General features: G+C 47.7%; 16 protein-coding genes. 7 read left to right on the plus strand and 9 right to left on the minus strand.

Annotation, left to right across the window (positions count from 1 at the left end; genetic code table 11):
• Positions 1-22: 22 nt before the first annotated feature.
• From IYN85_RS06680 to groES, 9 genes are all read right to left on the minus strand, one after another.
• Positions 23-2821: a c-type cytochrome gene (locus tag IYN85_RS06680; protein ID WP_196158036.1), complete on the minus strand. Its 2799-nt coding sequence runs from the start codon at positions 2819-2821 to the stop codon at positions 23-25.
• Positions 2822-3228: 407 nt separating this feature from the next.
• A complete protein-coding gene (gene adk / locus IYN85_RS06685) occupies positions 3229-3879 on the minus strand; it encodes an adenylate kinase (RefSeq protein ID WP_196158037.1) in 651 nt (216 codons plus the stop codon).
• Positions 3880-4087: 208 nt separating this feature from the next.
• Complete coding sequence (ppc, locus tag IYN85_RS06690; protein WP_196158038.1) at positions 4088-6703, minus strand: phosphoenolpyruvate carboxylase; 2616 nt, start codon at positions 6701-6703, stop codon at positions 4088-4090.
• A 96-nt stretch (positions 6704-6799) separates the two neighbouring features.
• Positions 6800-7399 carry an HAD family phosphatase gene (locus IYN85_RS06695; RefSeq protein WP_196158039.1) on the minus strand — a complete coding sequence of 200 codons (600 nt, stop codon included), beginning with the start codon at positions 7397-7399 and terminating at the stop codon, positions 6800-6802.
• Positions 7400-7662: 263 nt separating this feature from the next.
• Positions 7663-9600 (minus strand): type II secretion system secretin GspD, encoded by a 1938-nt coding sequence (gene gspD, locus IYN85_RS06700; protein WP_196158040.1) that lies wholly within the window; start codon positions 9598-9600, stop codon positions 7663-7665.
• A gap of 13 nt (positions 9601-9613) precedes the next feature.
• Positions 9614-10525, minus strand: coding sequence for a type II secretion system protein N (locus tag IYN85_RS06705; protein ID WP_255533668.1), 912 nt, complete (start codon positions 10523-10525; stop codon positions 9614-9616).
• Entirely contained in the window at positions 10525-11262 is a 738-nt protein-coding gene (gene gspN, locus IYN85_RS06710; protein ID WP_196158042.1) for a type II secretion system protein N, read from the minus strand. Before gspN ends, IYN85_RS06705 begins: the two co-directional genes overlap by 1 nt.
• 290 nt (positions 11263-11552) lie before the next feature.
• A complete protein-coding gene (gene groL, locus IYN85_RS06715; RefSeq protein WP_196158043.1) occupies positions 11553-13196 on the minus strand; it encodes a chaperonin GroEL in 1644 nt (547 codons plus the stop codon).
• A 35-nt stretch (positions 13197-13231) separates the two neighbouring features.
• Complete coding sequence (gene groES / locus IYN85_RS06720) at positions 13232-13519, minus strand: co-chaperone GroES (protein WP_008047159.1); 288 nt, start codon at positions 13517-13519, stop codon at positions 13232-13234.
• Positions 13520-13941: 422 nt separating this feature from the next.
• Here groES and IYN85_RS06725 point away from each other — a divergent pair, with 422 nt between their 5' ends.
• The 7 genes from IYN85_RS06725 (at position 13942) to gcvH (ending at position 20727) form a co-directional block, all read left to right on the plus strand.
• Positions 13942-14913, plus strand: a complete 972-nt coding sequence (locus IYN85_RS06725; RefSeq protein WP_196158044.1) for a response regulator — start codon at positions 13942-13944, stop codon at positions 14911-14913.
• A 184-nt stretch (positions 14914-15097) separates the two neighbouring features.
• Positions 15098-15985, plus strand: coding sequence for a ketopantoate reductase family protein (locus tag IYN85_RS06730; RefSeq protein ID WP_196158045.1), 888 nt, complete (start codon positions 15098-15100; stop codon positions 15983-15985).
• Positions 15986-16023: 38 nt separating this feature from the next.
• The gene (locus IYN85_RS06735; protein ID WP_196158046.1) at positions 16024-17664 is read left to right on the plus strand and encodes an ATP-binding protein; all 1641 of its coding nucleotides are present in this window, start codon (positions 16024-16026) and stop codon (positions 17662-17664) included.
• A gap of 71 nt (positions 17665-17735) precedes the next feature.
• A complete protein-coding gene (locus IYN85_RS06740) occupies positions 17736-18467 on the plus strand; it encodes an alpha/beta hydrolase (RefSeq protein WP_196158047.1) in 732 nt (243 codons plus the stop codon).
• Positions 18468-18667: 200 nt separating this feature from the next.
• On the plus strand, positions 18668-18892 hold the full coding sequence (locus IYN85_RS06745) for a hypothetical protein (RefSeq protein ID WP_196158048.1): 225 nt from the start codon (positions 18668-18670) through the stop codon (positions 18890-18892).
• A gap of 323 nt (positions 18893-19215) precedes the next feature.
• Complete coding sequence (gcvT, locus tag IYN85_RS06750; RefSeq protein WP_196158049.1) at positions 19216-20307, plus strand: glycine cleavage system aminomethyltransferase GcvT; 1092 nt, start codon at positions 19216-19218, stop codon at positions 20305-20307.
• Positions 20308-20337: 30 nt separating this feature from the next.
• Positions 20338-20727 carry a glycine cleavage system protein GcvH gene (gcvH, locus tag IYN85_RS06755; RefSeq protein WP_196158050.1) on the plus strand — a complete coding sequence of 130 codons (390 nt, stop codon included), beginning with the start codon at positions 20338-20340 and terminating at the stop codon, positions 20725-20727.
• Positions 20728-20760 lie beyond the last annotated feature (33 nt).

A 20760-nucleotide genomic window follows, 5' to 3' on the forward strand; every position in this document is an offset into this window, starting at 1 on the left:
AAATCATTCAACGCTTGAGTGGTTACTGCTGTACGCGCGTTTTCTCCAACAAGATTTGCATTTGCGCAGTACTACATTCAGTGTCGCAACCAAAGTTGTTCGCATTAGCCGCGATATACTCTGCCAACAATAAGTATTCATTCTGACGGTCATACACCACGACGCCGGCATTGGCCTCAGATGCGTATTTGAATTCACTGCCATGACGGTCGGCGGGCAATCGTTCCTGCGCAATAGTCACACCAAAAATATCAAACACCGCATTGGCGTATTCATAAGATGTGAGCAAGCGAAGCCCCCTGACACCACGACCTTCCTCAGCCACAACCAACTCTGTCTCATACCCCCACGTTTCCGCCCAAACATAGATCGCCGCATTTTGTTTGCACTGCGCATCGCAATTGGCGGTATTCATCGTGTTCACTTTCGCCGTAAAATCATTCCAATCACTATCTGCCCACGATTGTTTGGTAAATTCCGTCGTCAGATTAATGCCGACACCACCGTCGCGATGACATGCCAAACAGTTGCTTTCAAACGCAACCTGATTTTCAACGTCAGTGAGATCAATACTCACTTCCTCAGACCAAGGTGAGTCGCCGACATTGTTGGTGGCCAACACTCGATAATCGAACACATTTCCGAAGGCTGCATTATTATCGATAAACTGGTTACTGTTGGCAGCCAACAGGATATCGCTTTGCCAAGTTCCTTTGTTTTGTCGCCGCTGTAAAACATATTGAGTTTCATTGGTCGCATTATCGATCCAGGTTAACCGGACGGCTTGACCGGATAAAACCGCGCTGAGATTAGTTGGTTTGAATGGCGTTGTTTCATCCGCTTCCAACAAGAATATTGCGCTGAGAACCGTGGTCGATACATCGGTTGCGTTGAATGCGGTGATACGATATTGATAGGTGGACCCTATCACGATCTGCGAATCGGTTAAGGTGGTTGTATTTTCAGCAGCATTAGTTAGAAAATTAAAGCCGCCGCCGTTCACAGATTTTTCAATTTTGTAACCTGTCTCATTGTCCGCATTGTCCGTCCAACTGATGTTTATCAGCGTTTTTGAGGTATTGGCGCCCACAAAAATATTCGACACGGCTGCGGGCGTGCTTGAAGCAGTCATAAACTCGGTAAAGATAAACTCAGCCAAGCGTGTTGCACACTCGCCCGAACAATCTGAAGCGTTGCCGTAAGGCATGGTGTTTTCAATAGCCAATGCCATGTCATTTTGTGAAAGAGAACTCGATGCAAAGCTGGCAATCTGTAAACCCGAGCTCGTCCCTTCACCACGGGCACCATGGCAAGCGGCGCAATCGCTGGCATAATAAGTGGACGCATTGAAGATTTCAGCAACCGCAATGGTGATCGCTTGTGTGGTTGTTTTCGCCCCGATTGCCGTCTCGGTTTGCGCATAAATTCGATATTTCACTGACGTTCCGCCAGTGTTAGCAGAATCGGTATAACCCTCGGAATTCGCGGGCAAGTTTGCCAAAACAAACCATGCGCCATCATCAAGAGCCTTTTCAATCACGTAAGCGGTTTCACCAGTAGCATTGTCCAACCAGGTTAAAGTAACCCGAGTATCACTGACATTGGCGGACGACAACGTTGGCGATGTCAAAACAATCTCAGGCTCGGTCATTCCCGAGGTGTCGACTTCGGTCCAAGCATCCATCCAATACAAACCGACTCCTGGTTCGTACGCCCAGGCAGCGGTACTGGAACACCAGGCTGCTACGCCAGGCATACACTGATAATAAGAACCTGCATTAGCGACAATTTGCCCGGATATGTATTGAGTACCGGCAACAAAAGCGGGTGCCAAACAATCAGTGCAATTGTTATCAGGGCTTAAATCCCATTCAACGGTTGATGATAATTCACTGCTACCATGATTGTTGCTGGCGGCGACGCGATAATAAACCTTGGCGACTGGTACCGCGCTATCCTGAAAACGAACTGAATCCATACTTAAGGTTTGATAGATACTCCAAGAACCATTACCCACTCTACGCCAGATTAAAAAAGACGTTTCGTTCAAACTGGTATCGTCCCAGGTGAGCACAATAGATTCTTCCGAGTATTCAATGGTGAGGTTTGCCGGTGCCGAAGGAGACGTCACTTCCGGTTCGATTTGCCCGTTTGAACTGTTACCCGCTGCCACATCCAGCAGCGCATGAATGTATTCAGCGTTTTCCAGCGCGCAAGTGCCGGTGCATTGGGTGACGTTACCAAACGGCATGGTCGATTCAATATAGTTTGCCAATGTTTCGGTGTTACTTAAGCGCCAGGATATAAAATCTCGCTCGATGTCAGCGGCAGTGTGGCAACTGGCACATTGCGCCGCGAAACTGTCAGGCATCTCTATGTTCAGACCGGCATCGTCCGAATCCTCAGGCACTGTTGATGTTGCACCACCATCACTGTTAATGATGGTATTGCCTTTCAAAGTTGCCTGTAGGTACCGGGCTGTTTCAACCGCGCATTCATCAACGCATGCACCGGGGTTGGCATAAGGCATGGTTGTGGTGATGTAGTCCGCAAGAGTTTTCTCAGAACGTGACCCCCAATATCGCAAAGATCCGTCATCAGCAACTTTATCCGTTGCGTGACAGGACTCGCATTGACGCGCCCAAAACTCGACATTGATCACAACAGCCGAATCGTCCTGCGCAATAGCGAAGGCATTCGTATCGTCAAAACTCTGCGTACAGGATTGCAATAACACCGCAATTGGAATGACTAGCAATAGTCGCCAGTTCACCGAATTGAGCATCCATTTAGTTATGGTTTGTTGATTGAATTCAGTCATTACTCTGCTCTGCCGGTTCCTGTTTTCAGGTGTTCTGACGTTGATCGTTGAGGCGTAATCAATGTCTATTGTGTCCTGAGTCTGAAGTTCGCATCGTTTCAGAGCTCAGGACACTAGAACACACAGTTGGAATTAAGTCCGGCGAGTATAGAAAGGCAGTGATTTCAGAGTAGGTTATTCAAGGTCTTCACCCTGACAATTCAGTTCATCTGACTTGTCTCGGCCAGATTGACGCATTAACCAACCAATAGAGTTTGGTTTTGATGACGAGATAGAACCGGACCAAACCATAGGCCAAGTAGGACAACTTCGCGGAGACCAATCTGCACAAACAGTGATCAGGAAGAAAGTGACAAACGAAAAAAAAGCGCCGAATGGCGCTTTTAAAATGCTTGATAAGGCAGCGATTAAAGTGAACCCAAAACCTTAGCTTTGATGTCTTCAACACTGCCAACACCGGCGATGTAAACATATTTCGGTGCAGATTCTGGATCGGCTTCAGCCCATTTACTGTAATACTCAACCAGCGGTTTGGTTTGCTCATGGTAAACATCCAAACGCTTGCGCACAGTACTTTCTTTATCATCTTCACGCTGCACCAGTGGCTCACCAGTTTCATCGTCCAACCCTTCCTGCTTTGGTGGGTTGTGCTGAACATGATAAACACGACCAGAGGCTTCATGGACACGCCGACCGCTTAAACGCGCAATAATTTCGGCATCTGCAACGTCAAAATTAATGACGGCATCAATGACAATCCCTTCGTTTTTAAGCGCATCCGCTTGTGGAATTGTCCGCGGAAAACCGTCAAACAAACAACCGTTTGCGCAATCTGGATCCTGCACACGTTCTTTGATTAATCCAATAATAATATCGTCAGAGACCAAACCGCCCTGATCCATAATCTGTTTTGCCTGAACGCCTAACGGGGTCCCAGCCTTTACCGCTGCACGCAGCATATCACCGGTTGAAATCTGCGGAATGTCATACTTCTCGCAAATAAACTTGGCTTGTGTACCTTTACCGGCACCAGGTGCCCCGAGCAAAATAATACGCATTGAATACGTACTCCTATCTTTATTTTCGTTTTGGTCGATCGGCTCAACTGTACAATTATTGAGCAAATAGCCACCAAAATTTGAGGAAGCCGCTACTGTACCGTCGCCTCATGCGAGATACAACTGCGATTTAAGTCGAATAACGCCTTGGGCCCTGACGGCACCTTGTGTCTTCCGCGATATCCGACTCAGTAATGTTGACTATCCATTAACCAGTGTTGCGCATCCCCGCCGAAATGCCCGCCATTGTCACCTTCAGAGCTTGCTCCAGTTCAGGATCGATCTGGCCCGCCTTGCGTTCTCGCTTCAGCAATTCTGCCTGCAAGTAATTCAATGGGTCGGTATAGGGCGCGCGAACCTGAATGGACTGCAAAAGTAAAGGATCCGAAGCCAACACTTCTTTCTGCCCCTTCAAATCATTCAAAATCGACTCGCAACGCAATAAATCAGCACGCAATAGTTCGCCCAAAGGACGATATTGCGGGTCGACCAACTGCTCTTCGTAATAGGCAGCTATGGTGAGGTCTGCTTTTCCGACGACCATTTCCAATAGATCCAGATACGCGGAAAAAAACGGCCACTGCTGAATCATATCGTTTAACACATCGGGGTGATTTTCGACGGCGTATTGCAATGCTTGTGGTGCGCCCAACCAGGCCGGCAAATTCAAACGAACCTGCATCCAAGCAAAGACCCACGGAATTGCGCGAAGACTTTCGACACCACCGGTTGCCTTGCGCTTTGCCGGACGACTGCCGAGAGCCAGTTTGCCTAGCTCCTGTTCAGGCGTTAATGAACGAAAGTACGGAACGAATCGCTCGTCTTCCCGAACAATTTGGCGATAGTGATTTAAACTTTGCTGAGACATTTGCTCGATCAGCTCGCGCCATTCTGCTTTCGGTGCAGGGTTAGGCTCCAGCGTTGCCCGCAATGTGGCGGCGACATACACCGCCAAACTGCGAATTGCCACACGCGGCAGTCCAAACTTATAGCGGATCATTTCCCCCTGCTCTGTCACCCGGATTTCACCGGGCACAGAACCGGGTGGCTGCGAAGCCATCGCTTTTTCCACTGGACCACCACCTCGGCCAACAGTGCCGCCACGCCCATGAAACAACATCAGGGAAATGGAGTGTTTGGTGGCCAAATCAACCAGGGTCTCCTGCGCCTTATATTGCGCCCAAGTTGCGGTAATTTTGCCGGCATCTTTCGCAGAATCAGAATACCCAATCATGACGGTCTGATGCCCATGACTGTATTCGCTATACCAATGGTTTGACCAGAGTTGCTGCATCACGCTAGGCGCGCGATCCAGATCATCCAATGTCTCAAACAACGGTACGATCGGAACATTCCAACGCACGCCAGATTCTTTCAGCAATAAAGCGACGGCCAATACATCAGAAGGCTGTTGAGCCATGGAAATGATGTAGTGAGAAATGGTTTCTTCCGGTTCGCTCGCGATCACGCAGCAGGTGTCTAAAACTTCCTGCGTGTCTGCACTGGGTTGCCAGGAACGTGGGACCAACGGACGTCGGCTTTGTAACTGTTCCAGAAGAAACGCTTGACGCTGTGATTCATCCCAGCTTTCATAGTCGCCCAAACCTACATAACGGGTTATTTCGTCTATTGCCTTAACGTGCCGTTCACTGTCTTGGCGAATATCCAGTGGAACCAGGTTGATTCCGAAACAATGCACTCTGCGAATCGTGTCCAGCAGATCGCCATTGGCTATTCGCTTCAAGCCAATCTTTTTCAAAGAGTCATAGCAGGCTGTTAATGGTTCCAGTAGCTCTTGCTTCGAGATCAGCGGCACATCACTGACCGAACTCTCACCATTTAACTGAGCTTCCGTCCAGTTAATGGTGGCCAACAGTTTGTCGCGAATACTGTGCATACAGGCGCGATACGGGGTCTTATCACCCTGACCATATTGTGCGACGAAATCGCTGTCGGCGTACTCCATGCTCAAACTTGCTGCCAAACTCTGGATATCACGTAAATAGAGATCGGCGGCCATCCATCGACCCAGTAAAATCACTTCCTTGGTAACCTTATGGGTGACGTTTGGATTCCCATCACGATCGCCTCCCATCCAGGAATAAAAGTGAAATGGGCTCGCATCGAAAGGCAATCCTTGTCCAATCTTACGACGGGCAATTGCGTCCAATTCACGCATGAAATCGGGTACCGCACTCCACAAGGAGTTCTCTATCACCGCGAAACCCCACTTAGCCTCGTCAACGGCAGAAGGCCGTTCATCACGAACTTCATCGGTGTACCAGATTTCATCGACTGTGGAACGGAGACTTTCTTTAATCTGATCCAATTCATACCGGTACAGATCGGTACGGGATAAATCTCTCAGCGAGTTGGAAATATGTTCATATTTGCGTATTAAAGTGCGACGAGTGACTTCGGTTGGGTGAGCGGTCAAGACCAGTTCAATATTCAGCTTAGCCAATGCATCCGCCAGTTGGTCTTTGCCCAACTTTTTGGCTAAATGATCGATGGAATCTTCAAGCACATCGCGGTTTCCAGCTTCTGCGCTACTGAAATATTGTTGCTCCGCAATATTGGCCAGATTGAGAAATTGATTAAACGCTCGGGCTATCGGCAAAATGTCTTTATCTTCCAGTTCCGACAGTGCTTTGGTCAAAGGCGTGGCGTCAGTAACCCCATCTTTATTTACCTCTTTCCCCAGTCGCCGTATTTCCTCAACTTTCCGAAATAATTCAGGTCCGTGATTTTCAAGTAATGTATCACCCAACAGTTCGCCCAGCATGCGGACATTTAACCTAAGGGTATCTGGTATCACAGTCATCTTTTTACTCCCTGCCACATCGACAACCAAGGCTGCCATGCGCGTTATTTAAATTCTTTCAACGATTAATTCAAAGTGGTGGTACGACGGGTAAAATCAAGTAACTATTAAACGGACATCAATGGCTATCATTCCTGCCGATTCGATAGCTTGCAAGCCGATATCCGTATCTTCGAAAGCGACACACTGCGCTGGTGCAATGCCTAATGCAGAAGCGGCCTTAAGGAAGACATCGGGTGCGGGCTTATGGTTTTCGACATCATCGGCGGTTAACACAGCCGCAAAAAAGTCAAGTAAACCCAAATGCCCCAGTACCTTCTCGGCACCGGTTTTACTGCTGCCTGTCGCGATCGCCATTGGTTTGTGTCCGTGAAACCGGTGGACCAACTCAAAAATTTGCGGAATGACCTCGACCTTGTCCAATTGGGAACGATATAAGGATTCTTTCAGTTTTTTTGCTTGCGCAATATCAATTGAAATGTTGGCTTCACGGGAGAGGATTTCGAGCGTTTCGTAGGTTGGTACGCCACCTAACTGATAGAAACGTTCTTTTGAAAACGGTAGCTGGTAGGTATTTGCAACCTCAGACCAAGCTTGATAATGCAACGGCATACTGTCAATCAGCGTACCATCCATATCAAAAATGAGTGCATCAGCTTGTTCTATTTTTTTTAGTTCTTGAGCGGAAAAAGTCATTTATGCCACACCAGAGAAAGTGCTGCAAAGAATAACACGGAATACAGATATTAGAATTGAACGAAGTGCATTGATGTGTTGCAGGCAGTTTGGCATGCAGCAGGCGAAAAAAAGCCCCAAACCAAACAGTTTGAGGCGAGCAACTTAATGCAAGAGAGTCAAAATCAGGGCCTATTTTACTGTCCTGCCCAGGCCTGTAAAGATAGAGCACCTATACTGCAACTTTGTGAAAATCGACCCTCTTGTAAACTTATAATTACACTCTATTCGATTTCAAAGGTTTGAGGCGAACCGTTAATGTAATTGCCTTCAAACATCTCATCAATGGTTGGCTGTACCAAGTTTTTGGAACCATCCAAGGTTTGAATTCGCAATTCCCATATGCCACTCATGCGATTATCTCGAATAGTCTCAAAGTTATCTTGAACGATCGTTGGACGCAAAATGATCATCAGATTGGTCTTTTCTTTTTGAGTTGATTTGGCTTTAAACAGAACACCGATGATTGGTAATTTGCCAAGTATTGGAATACGGCTCTCAGTTTCCCGGACTCGATCAGAGATCAAACCGCCCAACACGATCGTCTGACCATCCTGCACCAAAACTTCAGTTTTCACTTGCCGCTTACTGGTGGTATCACCAAAATCATTCTGCCCTATTACCGATTCAACAACCTGGTCAACTTCCAAGCGCACGGACTTATTTTGTTGTATATGTGGAATAACGGTCAGCGTAGTACCCACATCTTGCCTAGCGATAAACGGATTGCCACTATCGCCATCACTTCCGGTTTGAAATGGCACTGTACTACCCACCGTAATAAAGGCTTCACTGTTATCCAGTGTCATGACGCTCGGTGTCGACAGTAAATTGGTATTGGACTGAGATTCAATGGCTTGAATAATTGCGCCGAAATTTGCCGGACTGCCAAATGGGTCCGCGACACCAATCAATAGGCCAGACGGCAAATTAGATAATGCTGTAGCTGCAGCTTCAGGAGATGCTGCCGCCGCAATCGCGGAACCAACGCCAATCTGTCCCTCTGTTGATAAGTTCGAGGTAACCACAGGGACACCATTGGACGCTTCTTCCACGTTCGAAGCCCACTGTACGCCAAGTGAATTTCCAACATTGCCGGTTACTTCAACAATAGCTGCCTCGATCAATACCTGTTCACGAGGAATGTCCAATTGCGAAATGATCGACTCAAGCTCTTTCAACTCATTTGGCTCAGCTCGAACGATGAGCGCATTCTGTTCTTCATCCGCTAAAATGGATATCGGCTGGCTTGGGGGGGCATTCTGGCCGCTTTGCTGCTGAGTTGCGCCGGCAATACCTTTGAGAATCTCGGCCATCTTCTTTGCGTCTGCATTGTTCAAGAAAATAACTTTGTAGGAAGCGTTTTCCTGGGCAGGCGTGTCCAGCTTCTTAATCAGTTCTATAATTTGCGCTCGAGCTTCTTTTTCACCCTTAACGATAATCCGATTGCTGCGTTCGTCCCCGACCAAGGTCACCGTGCGGTTTGAACCGGATCGAGCCGCTTGATTACCGGCTGCAACAGCAGTGGGTGAAATCCTCTCCAGCAGCGTAATCATGCCACCGACCCAAGCGTACTCCAGATTCACAACTTCAATTTCTTCACTACCAGCTTTATCGAGCAGGTGAACGATCTCTGACAGACGGTCAATATTGGTCGCCCGGTCGGCCACAATTAACACGTTAGCAGAAGGTACCCCAGCCAAATGGCCGTACTTAGCCACCATTGGCCGCAGAATGGGCACCAGCTCCATGGCGGAAGCGTTTTGGATAGGAAAAACGCGGGTTATGATGTCTTCACCAACGCGGCCACCACTTGTCTCTACCTCGATGCCGGCAGATTTAATATCGGCCTGACCAATAATCTTAGTGACTTCACCTGCTTCAACAGCAGAAAAACCATACACTTCTAGGGTTGCCAGGAAAGTTTCATAAATCTGTTTTTTTGTCATCTGTCGATCAGACACCACGGTTACTTTGCCACGGACACGCGGATCGATAATGAACGTTTTACCCGTCACCTTGGCGACTAAATCAATGACTTCTTTGATTTCTGCATCCTGCATGTTCAAGGTATATTTTTGCTCGTCAGCGGCAAACAGCATTGCGGACAACGCTAAGCACAACGCAAGACCTATAGAACGTATCTTGATAGACACTGTCATAACGACATTCCCTCTAGTAACTCGGTATCGATTGATAGATTGTGAAAGATCGCGAACCCCGGCGAATCTGGATTTTCAATTCCCCACCGGTCTGCAAAACCTGGTTTAACAGCATTTGATCGGATTGAATGTTGCCAACCTGCATATCATTTACCGAAGTGATCACATCACCCGGGCGCAAACCAACCATCTGCAGTTGACGGGCTCGCCGAGTCACCTGATAACCTCCATCGGTAGGTTCAAGCCCCATCTCTTGAACAAAACCTTCAGGGTCTTCATTTGCCCGTCGCGTAACGTAGTCAACCATACCCTGCACCTGCGTTTGCAAGTCGCCCCCGCTGGCGACTTCAGCGTTTGCTTGCGCTAAAGCTTCTTGAAAGGTTTCAGATGAGTCGTCATCAACTGGATCATCAACTACTGATTGGAGGATACTGGACTGCAGCTTTTCATAACGTAACGTTTCCAGCTGACCATTGCGGTCGATTATGACACGATCACCATAAACGGCCGACAACGTTGCCTGGCCAAATAAATCTTCACCGACGCCAAATACTTTACCAGCAGCACCTCGCTGCCCTATTACCGCAAAGCCAGTACCTTCACCCTGTGCAATGACCGCTTGTAAGGAGAAGTTCAATTTAGTTTCTGGCGCCTCTACCTGCTCAACAGGCGCACTTTCCTGAACAACAACTTCGCCGAAGAATTCTCTTCCAGCGACTTCCCGACTGATCTGCAACCAATTCGGACCAGACTGTCCTTGTGAAGAAATAGCAGGCTTTATTGACGGAACAGAGACAGGCGAAGAAGGGCTGAGGAAGAACCAGGTAATTTGTGCCATCCAAATACCACAAACAATGGTAACCAGTATGACCAAAACAGATTGAGCTGGGAGCCAAACCTTAAGTAATTGCGAGCGATAATCCATTAAAACACCTGCTGCGATATATCTAGAAGCGAAGAACCGTTACCGGGAACAGTTATCTTCATCTCTGTCGCCAGCTCACGTTTAACCGAGAGCGTTGCCACACCTGTTCCATTCAACTGCGCGGTAATATATTGCTGTTGATCTGCCCCGGCGATATTAACGTCCCACTGGTTATCACTGCTGGAAATTTGCCCAAACATGGTAGGCACTTCAAACGTTTGGGTTGAGCGACCCACCGGTAATGACACTGGTCCGCCTGACCAACTGAGTGCACCGCTGGCATCCCCAAGCGACTTATTCCAGGATAGTTTGGCGTGAACATTATCGAGTTGTAATCGGCCTTTGATGTCAGCACGGTAAGCTTGGTAGACAGGCTTGAACAAAACTTCATCAACATAACCTGTCAGGTTCTCGATTGACATACTGAATGGGGTCAAAGTCACTGTCGCATGGACATCAGCCGCACTGTTGCTCACCTGAAGATTGACAGGCAAGCGCAACAAAGGCACCTGGATTGCATTTACATCCCATTTAACCTGAGCAGATCCCACGTTCCTTTCCGTAAGAACCCCCTCACCTTGCCAAATACTGCCTTCCACGTCCGTCAGTTGCACCCCTACGGCCGACAACTGCGGTTGCGCATACGGCAACAGCCATGACAACGGAGTCATGACTACCAAGGCAATACTGTAGCTGATCACCAGAAGTGCCAGAATCTTGATATTTACTAACTTCATGAATTAAAACGCATTTCCGTCGCTCGAAGTAGCGCAACAGTGTATATGAGGCCTGACAACACGACAATTGGTTTACAAGCTACATACGCGCACATATCGCGGAGCGCGATGACTCATTCTGACCTTAAAACCGTGTGCACCAGTTCTGGGTAGATTGATTTTTGGAACTGTGATTGATGTCAGAAGATGAACCTCTGTTTGGAGCACCTAACTGGCTTTTATTTGCGCAAAAAAAAGCCCGCAAAAAGCGGGCTCGTAACAAAAATTGGAGCTAATGCAGGTGAGTTACCTTACATCATGCCGCCCATTCCACCCATGCCACCCATATCAGGCATCGCAGGTGCTGAACCAGCGTCTACTGGTTTGTCCGCAATCATGGCTTCTGTGGTAATCATCAGACCAGCTACAGAAGAAGCCGCCTGCAATGCAGTACGGGTCACTTTTGCTGGGTCAATAATACCGGCTTCAACCATATCCAGGTACTCGCCTGTCGCCGCGTTATAGCCAAAGTTGCCTGAACCTTTCTTAACTTCATTCAGCACAACTGACGCTTCATCGCCCGCGTTCTTCACGATTTGGCGCAAAGGCGCTTCCATCGCACGCAATGCCAGAGCAATACCCACGTTTTGATCTTCATTGTCACCTTTCAAGCCGCTGATGTTAGCCATGGCGCGAACCAAAGCCACACCGCCGCCGGCAACCACGCCTTCTTCAACCGCTGCACGGGTTGCATGAAGAGCATCGTCAACGCGAGCCTTTTTCTCTTTCATTTCAACTTCAGTTGCAGCACCGACCTTAATAACAGCCACACCGCCCGCTAACTTAGCAACACGTTCCTGCAGCTTTTCTTTGTCGTAATCGGAGCTGGACTGTTCAATCTCGGCGCGGATCTGTTCAACACGCGCTTTAATATCAGCTTCATCACCAGCGCCATCGACGACAACGGTATTTTCTTTTGTCGATGTTACGCGCTTAGCAGAACCGAGGTGTTCCAATGTTGCGGTTTCCAGACTCAGACCAATTTCTTCAGAAATGACGGTGCCGCCGGTCAAAATCGCCAGATCTTGCAGCATTGCCTTACGGCGATCGCCGAAACCAGGAGCCTTAGCAGCAGCCACTTTCACCGTACCGCGCATGTTGTTAACAACCAGAGTTGCCAGCGCTTCGCCTTCGATGTCTTCTGCAATGATCATCAGAGGACGACCAGATTTAGCGACAGATTCCAATACCGGGATCAGATCACGAATATTTGAGATTTTCTTGTCGACCAACAGGATGTATGGGTTTTCCTGCTCGGCAGTCATATTTTCCTGATTAGTCACAAAGTAAGGTGACAGGTAGCCACGATCAAACTGCATACCTTCAACAACGTCAAGCTCATCAACGAAGCCACTGCCTTCTTCGACAGTAATCACACCTTCTTTACCCACTCGCTCCATAGCGTCGGCAATCAACTGACCGATAGTAGCATCAGAGTTTGCAGAGATAGTACCGACCTGAGCAATTGACTTAGCATCCGTGCAAGGGATAGACAATTTCGCCAGCTCTTCCACAACAGCGGCAGAAGCCTTGTCGATTCCGCGCTTAAGGTCCATTGGGTTCATACCCGCTGCAACCGACTTCAACCCTTCGTTTACGAAAGCCTGGGCCAGCACAGTCGCCGTGGTAGTACCGTCACCCGCTTCATCGTTCGCCTTAGACGCTACTTCTTTAACCATCTGAGCGCCCATGTTTTCGAACTTGTCTTCAAGTTCAATTTCTTTCGCTACAGAAACACCATCTTTGGTGACGGTTGGTGAGCCGAAAGATTTTTCCAAAACAACATTGCGACCTTTTGGACCCAAGGTTACTTTAACAGCGTCAGCCAACAGGTTGACACCATTTTGCATTTTGTCTCTTGCCGAAAGACCGAATTTAACTTCTTTAGCAGCCATATTACTTACCTTGTTAAATCTGTGTTGAGATTTGATTATTCAATAACGCCGAAGATGTCGCTTTCGCTCATGATCAGCAATTCTTCACCGTCTACTTTTACGGTGCTACCTGAGTACTGACCGAAAACAACTGTATCACCAACTTTCACGTCAACAGCGCGCACTTCACCGTTGTCCAGTACACGGCCATTACCTACAGCAAGCACTTCACCCTGTGATGGCTTTTCTTTCGCGGAACCTGGCAACAAGATACCACCTGCGGTGGTTTCTTCTTCCTCTTTGCGGCGTACAACGACGCGATCATGCAAAGGACGAATTTTCATGAATAAATCTCCTAAAATATCGGTTGGGAGTATTGTTCTAATAGTTACAAATCAAACTGCATGATGGGTTATCAGCAACCTGATGCGAGTTTATCTGTTTGCAGGCGGTAAATTGGGGGCGGAAAAAACCATTTCAACAGTCTTTTCTGTTTTTTTTTGACTTTCTGAGCTTCGTCTAGCCTATTTACGTAATTGCGATGATCCAATTGACTCCACTGTTTGCCGGATATCCTAACTTCACTCAATGGCAGGGGAAAATCGCCACCCGGCAACGGATGAAACAGTGTTAGCCCAAAAGTATGGCAGCTGATCCCTGTAAATAGCCCTGAGGATTCCAAAGATAAGTATTGATCCGCAACTAGCTACCCCCCTATACTTGCAGAATTAGTCACGGATTTACTGATACCAGCAGGCAACGGATTATGCAGGCAAGCCCTACCTCGATAATGATCGTAGACGACACCAAGTTCAGCAGCGCTGTCGTCCGCAAAGCACTCCAGCTAGACGGATTCACCGATATTCGGGTCGCTGATAACGCGATCGACGCGCTTTCTATGCTAAAAGAACGCAATGCTGATGTCCTTATCGCCGACTGGTTAATGCCAGGCATGGACGGTCTAGAACTCACCCAACTGGTTCGTGAATTAAACCGTCGCAAGAACAAGTTTACCTACGTGGTACTGCTCACAGCCAAAGAAGAAAATGAAGATTTAAAAGAAGCCTTTGCCAAAGGTGTTGACGATTTTGTCGGCAAAACGAATCTCAAAAGCCACCTGTTGCCCCGAGTTCATGCCGCTCAACGTATCTCCAGGTTCCAGAACTCCCTGTTGCAGCGTGAACTATCGTTGAAAGAACAGTTCCGTGGATTGACGTTAATGAACCGCATTGATCCAGCTACAGGTATCGGTAATCTTCAGTTTATGGAGCAGCAGCTAAGCCGATACCTCAAGCAACACCAGGGGCGCAGTGGCTGCATCGGTATATTGATGTGTCGCCTGGATAATCTACCCGACCTGCGTCAGCAATTTGGTGAAGTGTTCAAAAATCAGATACTGAAACAAGCCAGTGAGCGTTTACAGGAAGCTGCGCGGCCAATGGACGATGTCGCCAGAATTAACGAAAACACACTGGTGCTCGCACTATACGGTCATGACTCTAATTTTATAACTCATAAACTTATACGCCGAATCCAGGAAGCCTTATTGGTTCGCGCCTATTCAACCAAAGATGGCTATACCCACTTACACGGCACTGTGCAGTATGAAGTTATTGATGCCAACAATTCAACACCGCAGACTGCAGCTGAAGTTATCGGAGCAGGCCTCGAGCGCTTGAATGACCTGGACAATGGCCAATCCATTCATTTCTGGGACGAGACTTCAAAACTGGCTTGAAGCACTATTAAGGTGTATACAGGACTGGGTTATCGCGCGTGTCTTGTACATTAAGTTGAGCATTGGCCTACTTGTTAGAATATTCATGCACCCCACAATTCTTTGGCCATCATTGACATCTAAGTGCATTGAACTCACTGCGGAATGGACATAGCATGGCCACTTGTTTCTGAATTATGCCGTGATGACAGAATTTACCTCCCTCATCGTAGGACCCGGTGCCATCGGTACCCTCACCTGCGCCCACTTACAAAACAGTTGCAAAGTGTTGGTCCACCCCCACCGACCAGAAATGACGTTAGCCACCGAACTGGCTATTCGCGATAAGAGGCACGCGCTGACTTGGACTTTCTGTGAAGAAGACGCGCCGATTGATCTCATCTGGGTTTGTTGTAAAGCAGGGAAAGTTCTCAACACCCTACGGCCACTGTTAATAAAGCACCCCAGAGCCTCCGTGATACTTTTGCACAATGGCATGGGACCACAACAGATGTTAGCCAAGCAATTCGGTGATCGAGTGATCATCGGTTCAACCACATGCGGTGCATTGCGAACTTCCAATTCGAGCTACAGACAAACCTCATTTGGGGAAACCCAACTCGGCTTGCAAGGCACCTCACCGACGCCCCCTGCGTTGGTTAGGTTGTTACAGCCGCAAGAAAACTCTGGCCCTATGCGGTTAAAAATCCAACCTGAAATTGAACCTGTACTGTGGAAAAAACTGCTGATTAATGCCTGCATTAACCCGATAACGGCGTATCACCAAATTCAAAATGGACAGATTCGGGGTTATGGCTACCAGGCTTCAATCATCGCCATTTGCAGTGAAGTCAACGCAATATTGGCTGCCTTGGGAATGCCCTCCATTGAAAACGGTCCTGAACTGGTCAATGAAGTAGCCGCCATTAGCGCCGAGAACTGGTCCTCCATGGCTGTCGATGTCAGGAATAATCAACCTACAGAAATTGAATTCATCAATGGCTTCCTGGTTCGCCAAGGAAACGAGCTAGCCGTGCCGACACCAGAGCTTGAAAAGTGGTATAAACGGATTGCGTTAACGCCCGATTCCTGACAGTCTAACGCAACTTTACGCCTGTCTGATTAAGTACCATGATTCATTTCACTTCTTTGAGCCAGCGACTTTTTTTTGGCTATATTTCAGCCACCATATCCCTGATTATCTTTTTAGCGCTGCTGGAACAAACCGAACTGAGTGCGCTTGCGCAGTTCTTCCTGTCAATTTTAGCTATTAGTCTGGTATTCCTAGTTTTACACCTCTTTTTCTACCGTAATTTTCTGCGTCCAGTTCACCATTTGATTCATATCGCCAAAGAACACGCAAACAGCAACAATTCACAGATTCGAGCGCAAAAATTAAATGAAGATGAATTGGGCGATCTGGTCGAATCGTTTAACGAAATGATCAACCAGATTCAACTGCGTGAGGAAATCATCATCTCTGAACGAGATCGGGTCGCTATTGCCCTGGAGCAAGCCGACGATTACGCGCAGGTTACGCAGGCCACCAACAAAAAACTGGAATTTGAAGTACAGGTCCGTAAACGCATAGAAAGCAAACTCACCGAATTCCAGCAGTTTTTAAATTCTATTATCAACTCCATGCCGTCGGCCCTGATCGCTATCGATGAAAATTTAAAAATCACCCAGTGGAATCAAGAAGCCTCGTTGATAAGCGGCACAGACAGTGCTGATGCCATCAACAGCTACGCCTACGATTCTTTTCCACTGCTGGCCGATCACATTGACTGGATCAAACAGGTTTGGCAGGAAAACCGAACGCGAACGCTGCATAACATTCGCCTGCCCATTGACGATCGGATCCATCAATTCGACATCATTGTCTACCCTCTTAAGAATACCGAAACATTGAGTGCAGTGATTCGGGTGGATGATGTGACTGAAAAAATCCAGATGGAAGAAGCCATCGTCCAATCTGAAAAAGTCATGTCTCTTGGAGGCATGGCCGCGGGAATGGCGCATGAGATCAACAACCCGATCAGTGCCATCATTCAGAATGTACAGAATATTCAGCGGCGGATTGACCCGAGGCTCAACGTCAATGTGGAACAAGCGGTCAAGAGCCACATTGATCTGGACGCCCTGAACCATTACCTCAAAGAAAGAAAAATTCTTTCATTTCTGAACAATATTTCTCATTCGGGTTTACGAGCGTCTAATCTAGTGGCCAATATGCTGCAATTTAGCCGCGCCAATGATTTAAGCTTACAACCCTGCCTGGTTGTAGAAGTGTTGGAAAAAGCAATCAACATCGCGCTCACAGACGATCAGCTACATGATGTCAAAGGAAACTTTGAACTGAATTTCGACCAAGATTTTCATGCGCCCAAGGCCGTGGTTGTGGGGGTATTCACCGAACTCGAACAGGTTATTCTGAACCTGATAAAAAACGCGGCTTACGCGATCAATGAACGGCGCCTGAGTTTGAATGACATTGATGAAGGCATTATCAATATCCACCAAACCATAAAAGATGACCATTGCATCATCCGTGTTGGAGATAACGGTATAGGCATGAACGCCAGTACCCGAAAACACATTTTTGAACCTTTTTTTACAACTAAGGAAGTCGGTGCAGGTACCGGTTTAGGCTTGTCAGTCAGCTATTTTATCATAAGCTCACACCATAAAGGTCACATGCAGGTTGAATCTGAATTTGGCAGCGGTTCCGTATTCGAGGTGTCATTACCGTTATATGTTGCGCAAGACTGAATCATCGCAGCGCGTAAGACAGTCGCTCAGCGGGTGTAATACATGATTCACGAAAAACAAAGAGCACCATCATGAAGAAACCAATGCAATTATTGCTGATGTTAACTGTTGCCATCAGTCTGTCATCATGCAGCCTACTGGCAACCAGTTATACGAACCTAAACCCTGAATCTCAGTGGGCTGGTTTTCAAGCCACGACCAGCGAATCCTCGGGCTGGTTGATATACAAGCATCAAGAATCACCTTCACGCGCCATCGTTTTTTACCCAGGAGGCAAAGTTGAACCTGAAGCTTATGGGGAGTTTGCCGATGCGCTGTCCAAACAAGTGCAGGCTCTGGTGATTATCGTGCCTATGCCGCTGGACCTGGCAGTTTTGGGATCGAAACGGGCTAACAAAGTCCGGCGAGCTTTTCCTAACATTGAGCAATGGTATATTGCCGGGCACTCATTGGGTGGAACGATGGCAGCAGACCTGGCCTACAAGCAACCCGGCTTCTGGCAAGGGCTCATATTGCTGGCCAGTTATGCGCAAGAAAAACAGGACTTTTCAGATAGAAATCTGCCTGTTGCATCAATCATCGGCACACGAGACGGACTCATCAGCCAAGACAAATGGGAAACCACATTAAAACGCCTACCAAACAACGCCTTAACCCTGGCAATAGAAGGTGGTAACCATGCAGGTTTTGGCACGTATGGCCCTCAAGAAGGTGACTCTGACGCGTTGATCAGCCCGTGGAAACAGCAGCAAATTACCATTGAGGCACTGGTCAACTGGATTCTTGGGCAATCCAACCCCTGACACATCCCCCTCAGTTATGACAACGTTGTATGAAACCAGGTAAATCAAACCGAATCCCGGCTAATATATTCTCTAAATGCCCTCACTGAGCAAACAGATTGTATTTTACTAATTGTGGTGCGCTTCACATTAAAACCTCTAAATAACACGCACTACCCGCCGATACCTTGGTTGACATTCAACAACATGAGGCCATTAACATGGCGGCCATAATTTTAGGAAAAAACCTGCTTTCAGATGAAGAGCTCATTGAACATGCGTTCAGCGAACTGAACACTAACAATCACAATCTTGTACAGCTGCGAACCATGGCAAACGATGCGGCCATACACTCCTCACTGTTGTTGATTCGAATGATGAAAGCGGATCGTATTTTTATCGAGACCGGTCGACGTCCGGTCATTCGCCCTTCCAATCTAACGTAAAAACAGAAATTCAAGGGAAGAGTCGCTTGGTTTTTCGGGAAAAATGGGAGTTACAAATGAATCACTCATAGCGACTCCCGCGTCCTAAACCAATTCCAAAAACAGTAGTGCAGACCCATTACGGTTAAAATCCCCAATACTTCACATGACAACTTTTCGCCACCCTTTACCCGAATATATACAGCACCTGCCGATCGCAAATCAATCAGTGTAAAAATGTCGAGACAGTTGACCTATCGATCAGGTAATGAAATGGGATATGACAAAGGCCTGCCAAATGCGATAGCCTTGCAACGTTTTTGACTCCGCTGATCAGGATAACTATGACGAAGCACACACCCCTTTACGAAGAGCACCTTTCATGTGGCGCGAAAATGGTTGATTTTGGCGGATGGGATATGCCAATCAATTACGGGTCCCAAATTTCAGAACATAATGCTGTCCGTGAAGACGCTGGTATGTTCGACGTTTCCCACATGACTATCGTGGATATCACGGGTGATGATGCTGTCCCCTTTTTACAACAGCTTCTCGCCAATGATGTGGCGAAGCTGATAACCCCTGGTAAGGCCCTGTACACCGCAATGCTGAATGACGCTGCCGGTGTCATCGACGACTTAATCGTCTACCGCATGGATAACGGTTTTAGAACCGTGGTCAATTGCGCAACCCGTGAAAAAGACCTCGCCTGGATGGCAAAACAAGCTCAAAACTTCACGGTTAGCTTGGTAGAACGAGACGATCTTGCCATGGTGGCCATTCAGGGGCCGAAAGCGATTGAGAAATCGGCTGTCGCACTCGGTAAGGTCCACGGGCCGATTGCTGCCCAGCTAAACCCTTTCCAAGGTTTACCGAGCGAGGACTGGTTTATCGCCCGCACCGGTTATACCGGTGAAGACGGGCTCGAAGTCATGGTACCCAACACCGAAATCGTTGCCTTCTGGCAGCGGTTGGTGGAAGCCGATATCAAACCTTGTGGTTTAGGCGCTCGTGACACGCTTCGCCTTGAAGCGGGTATGAACCTATATGGCAACGATATGACAGAGGAAACTCACCCTCTGGAATCTGCTATGGGTTGGACCATCGCCTGGAAACCAGAAGAACGCGATTTTATCGGACGTAACGCTTTGACCAACATCAAAACCGCTGGAGGTTATGGCAAGCTGGTCGGGCTCGTACTGGAACAGCGTGGAGTCATGCGTTCACACCAAACCGTTCACGCAGAGTTGGATGGCCCGGCAATCGGCGAAATCACCAGCGGTACGTTTTCACCAACCTTGAATCAATCTATTGCCATGGCTCGCATAAGCGGAGAAATCAAAGATTCCTGTTTTGTGGAAATGCGGGGTAAAATGCTGCCGGTAAAAATCGTATCATTACCGTTTGTTCGCAATGGTAAAAAGCAATTTGACTAATTAACAGATAACGCGCTAAAGGATAAATACATGAGCAACATTCCTGCCGACTTGAAATACGCTAATTCCCACGAATGGGTTCGCGAAGATGGTAATGATGTGGTCGTCGTTGGCATCAGTGACTTTGCACAAGAAAAACTCGGCGATGTCGTGTTTGTTGAATTACCGGAAGAAGGCGCAGAAGTTACCGCTGGCGACCCGGTCGCGGTTGTCGAATCAGTTAAAGCAGCCTCTGACATTTACTCGCCAGTTTCAGGCACCATTGTTGAAGTCAACAGCAGCTTGGAAGATGCCCCGGAACAAGTTAATGAAGATGCCTATGAAAATGGCTGGTTCTTCAAAGTTAAGATGACTGATCAGGGAGAATTAGGCGACCTGATGGACGCTGACTCTTACGCTGATCAATGCGCTGAAGACTGATTACTGCGAATAAACATCCAGCCAACTGCGCCA

Source organism: Reinekea sp. G2M2-21, assembly GCF_015687175.1.
Taxonomy (GTDB): domain Bacteria; phylum Pseudomonadota; class Gammaproteobacteria; order Pseudomonadales; family Natronospirillaceae; genus Reinekea.

Bases quoted from the DNA above. Each gene is read 5' to 3' on its own strand.
- gspD (WP_196158040.1), bottom strand. From the start codon at position 9,600: ATGACAGTGTCTATCAAGATACGTTCTATAGGTCTTGCGTTGTGCTTA.
- IYN85_RS06725 (WP_196158044.1), top strand. From the start codon at position 13,942: ATGCAGGCAAGCCCTACCTCGATAATGATCGTAGACGACACCAAGTTC.
- adk (WP_196158037.1), bottom strand. From the start codon at position 3,879: ATGCGTATTATTTTGCTCGGGGCACCTGGTGCCGGTAAAGGTACACAA.
- IYN85_RS06740 (WP_196158047.1), top strand. From the start codon at position 17,736: ATGAAGAAACCAATGCAATTATTGCTGATGTTAACTGTTGCCATCAGT.
- IYN85_RS06705 (WP_255533668.1), bottom strand. From the start codon at position 10,525: ATGGATTATCGCTCGCAATTACTTAAGGTTTGGCTCCCAGCTCAATCT.
- ppc (WP_196158038.1), bottom strand. From the start codon at position 6,703: ATGACTGTGATACCAGATACCCTTAGGTTAAATGTCCGCATGCTGGGC.
- gcvT (WP_196158049.1), top strand. From the start codon at position 19,216: ATGACGAAGCACACACCCCTTTACGAAGAGCACCTTTCATGTGGCGCG.
- IYN85_RS06745 (WP_196158048.1), top strand. From the start codon at position 18,668: ATGGCGGCCATAATTTTAGGAAAAAACCTGCTTTCAGATGAAGAGCTC.
- IYN85_RS06680 (WP_196158036.1), bottom strand. From the start codon at position 2,821: ATGACTGAATTCAATCAACAAACCATAACTAAATGGATGCTCAATTCG.
- groES (WP_008047159.1), bottom strand. From the start codon at position 13,519: ATGAAAATTCGTCCTTTGCATGATCGCGTCGTTGTACGCCGCAAAGAG.
- groL (WP_196158043.1), bottom strand. From the start codon at position 13,196: ATGGCTGCTAAAGAAGTTAAATTCGGTCTTTCGGCAAGAGACAAAATG.
- gspN (WP_196158042.1), bottom strand. From the start codon at position 11,262: ATGAAGTTAGTAAATATCAAGATTCTGGCACTTCTGGTGATCAGCTAC.
- IYN85_RS06730 (WP_196158045.1), top strand. From the start codon at position 15,098: ATGACAGAATTTACCTCCCTCATCGTAGGACCCGGTGCCATCGGTACC.
- IYN85_RS06695 (WP_196158039.1), bottom strand. From the start codon at position 7,399: ATGACTTTTTCCGCTCAAGAACTAAAAAAAATAGAACAAGCTGATGCA.
- gcvH (WP_196158050.1), top strand. From the start codon at position 20,338: ATGAGCAACATTCCTGCCGACTTGAAATACGCTAATTCCCACGAATGG.
- IYN85_RS06735 (WP_196158046.1), top strand. From the start codon at position 16,024: ATGATTCATTTCACTTCTTTGAGCCAGCGACTTTTTTTTGGCTATATT.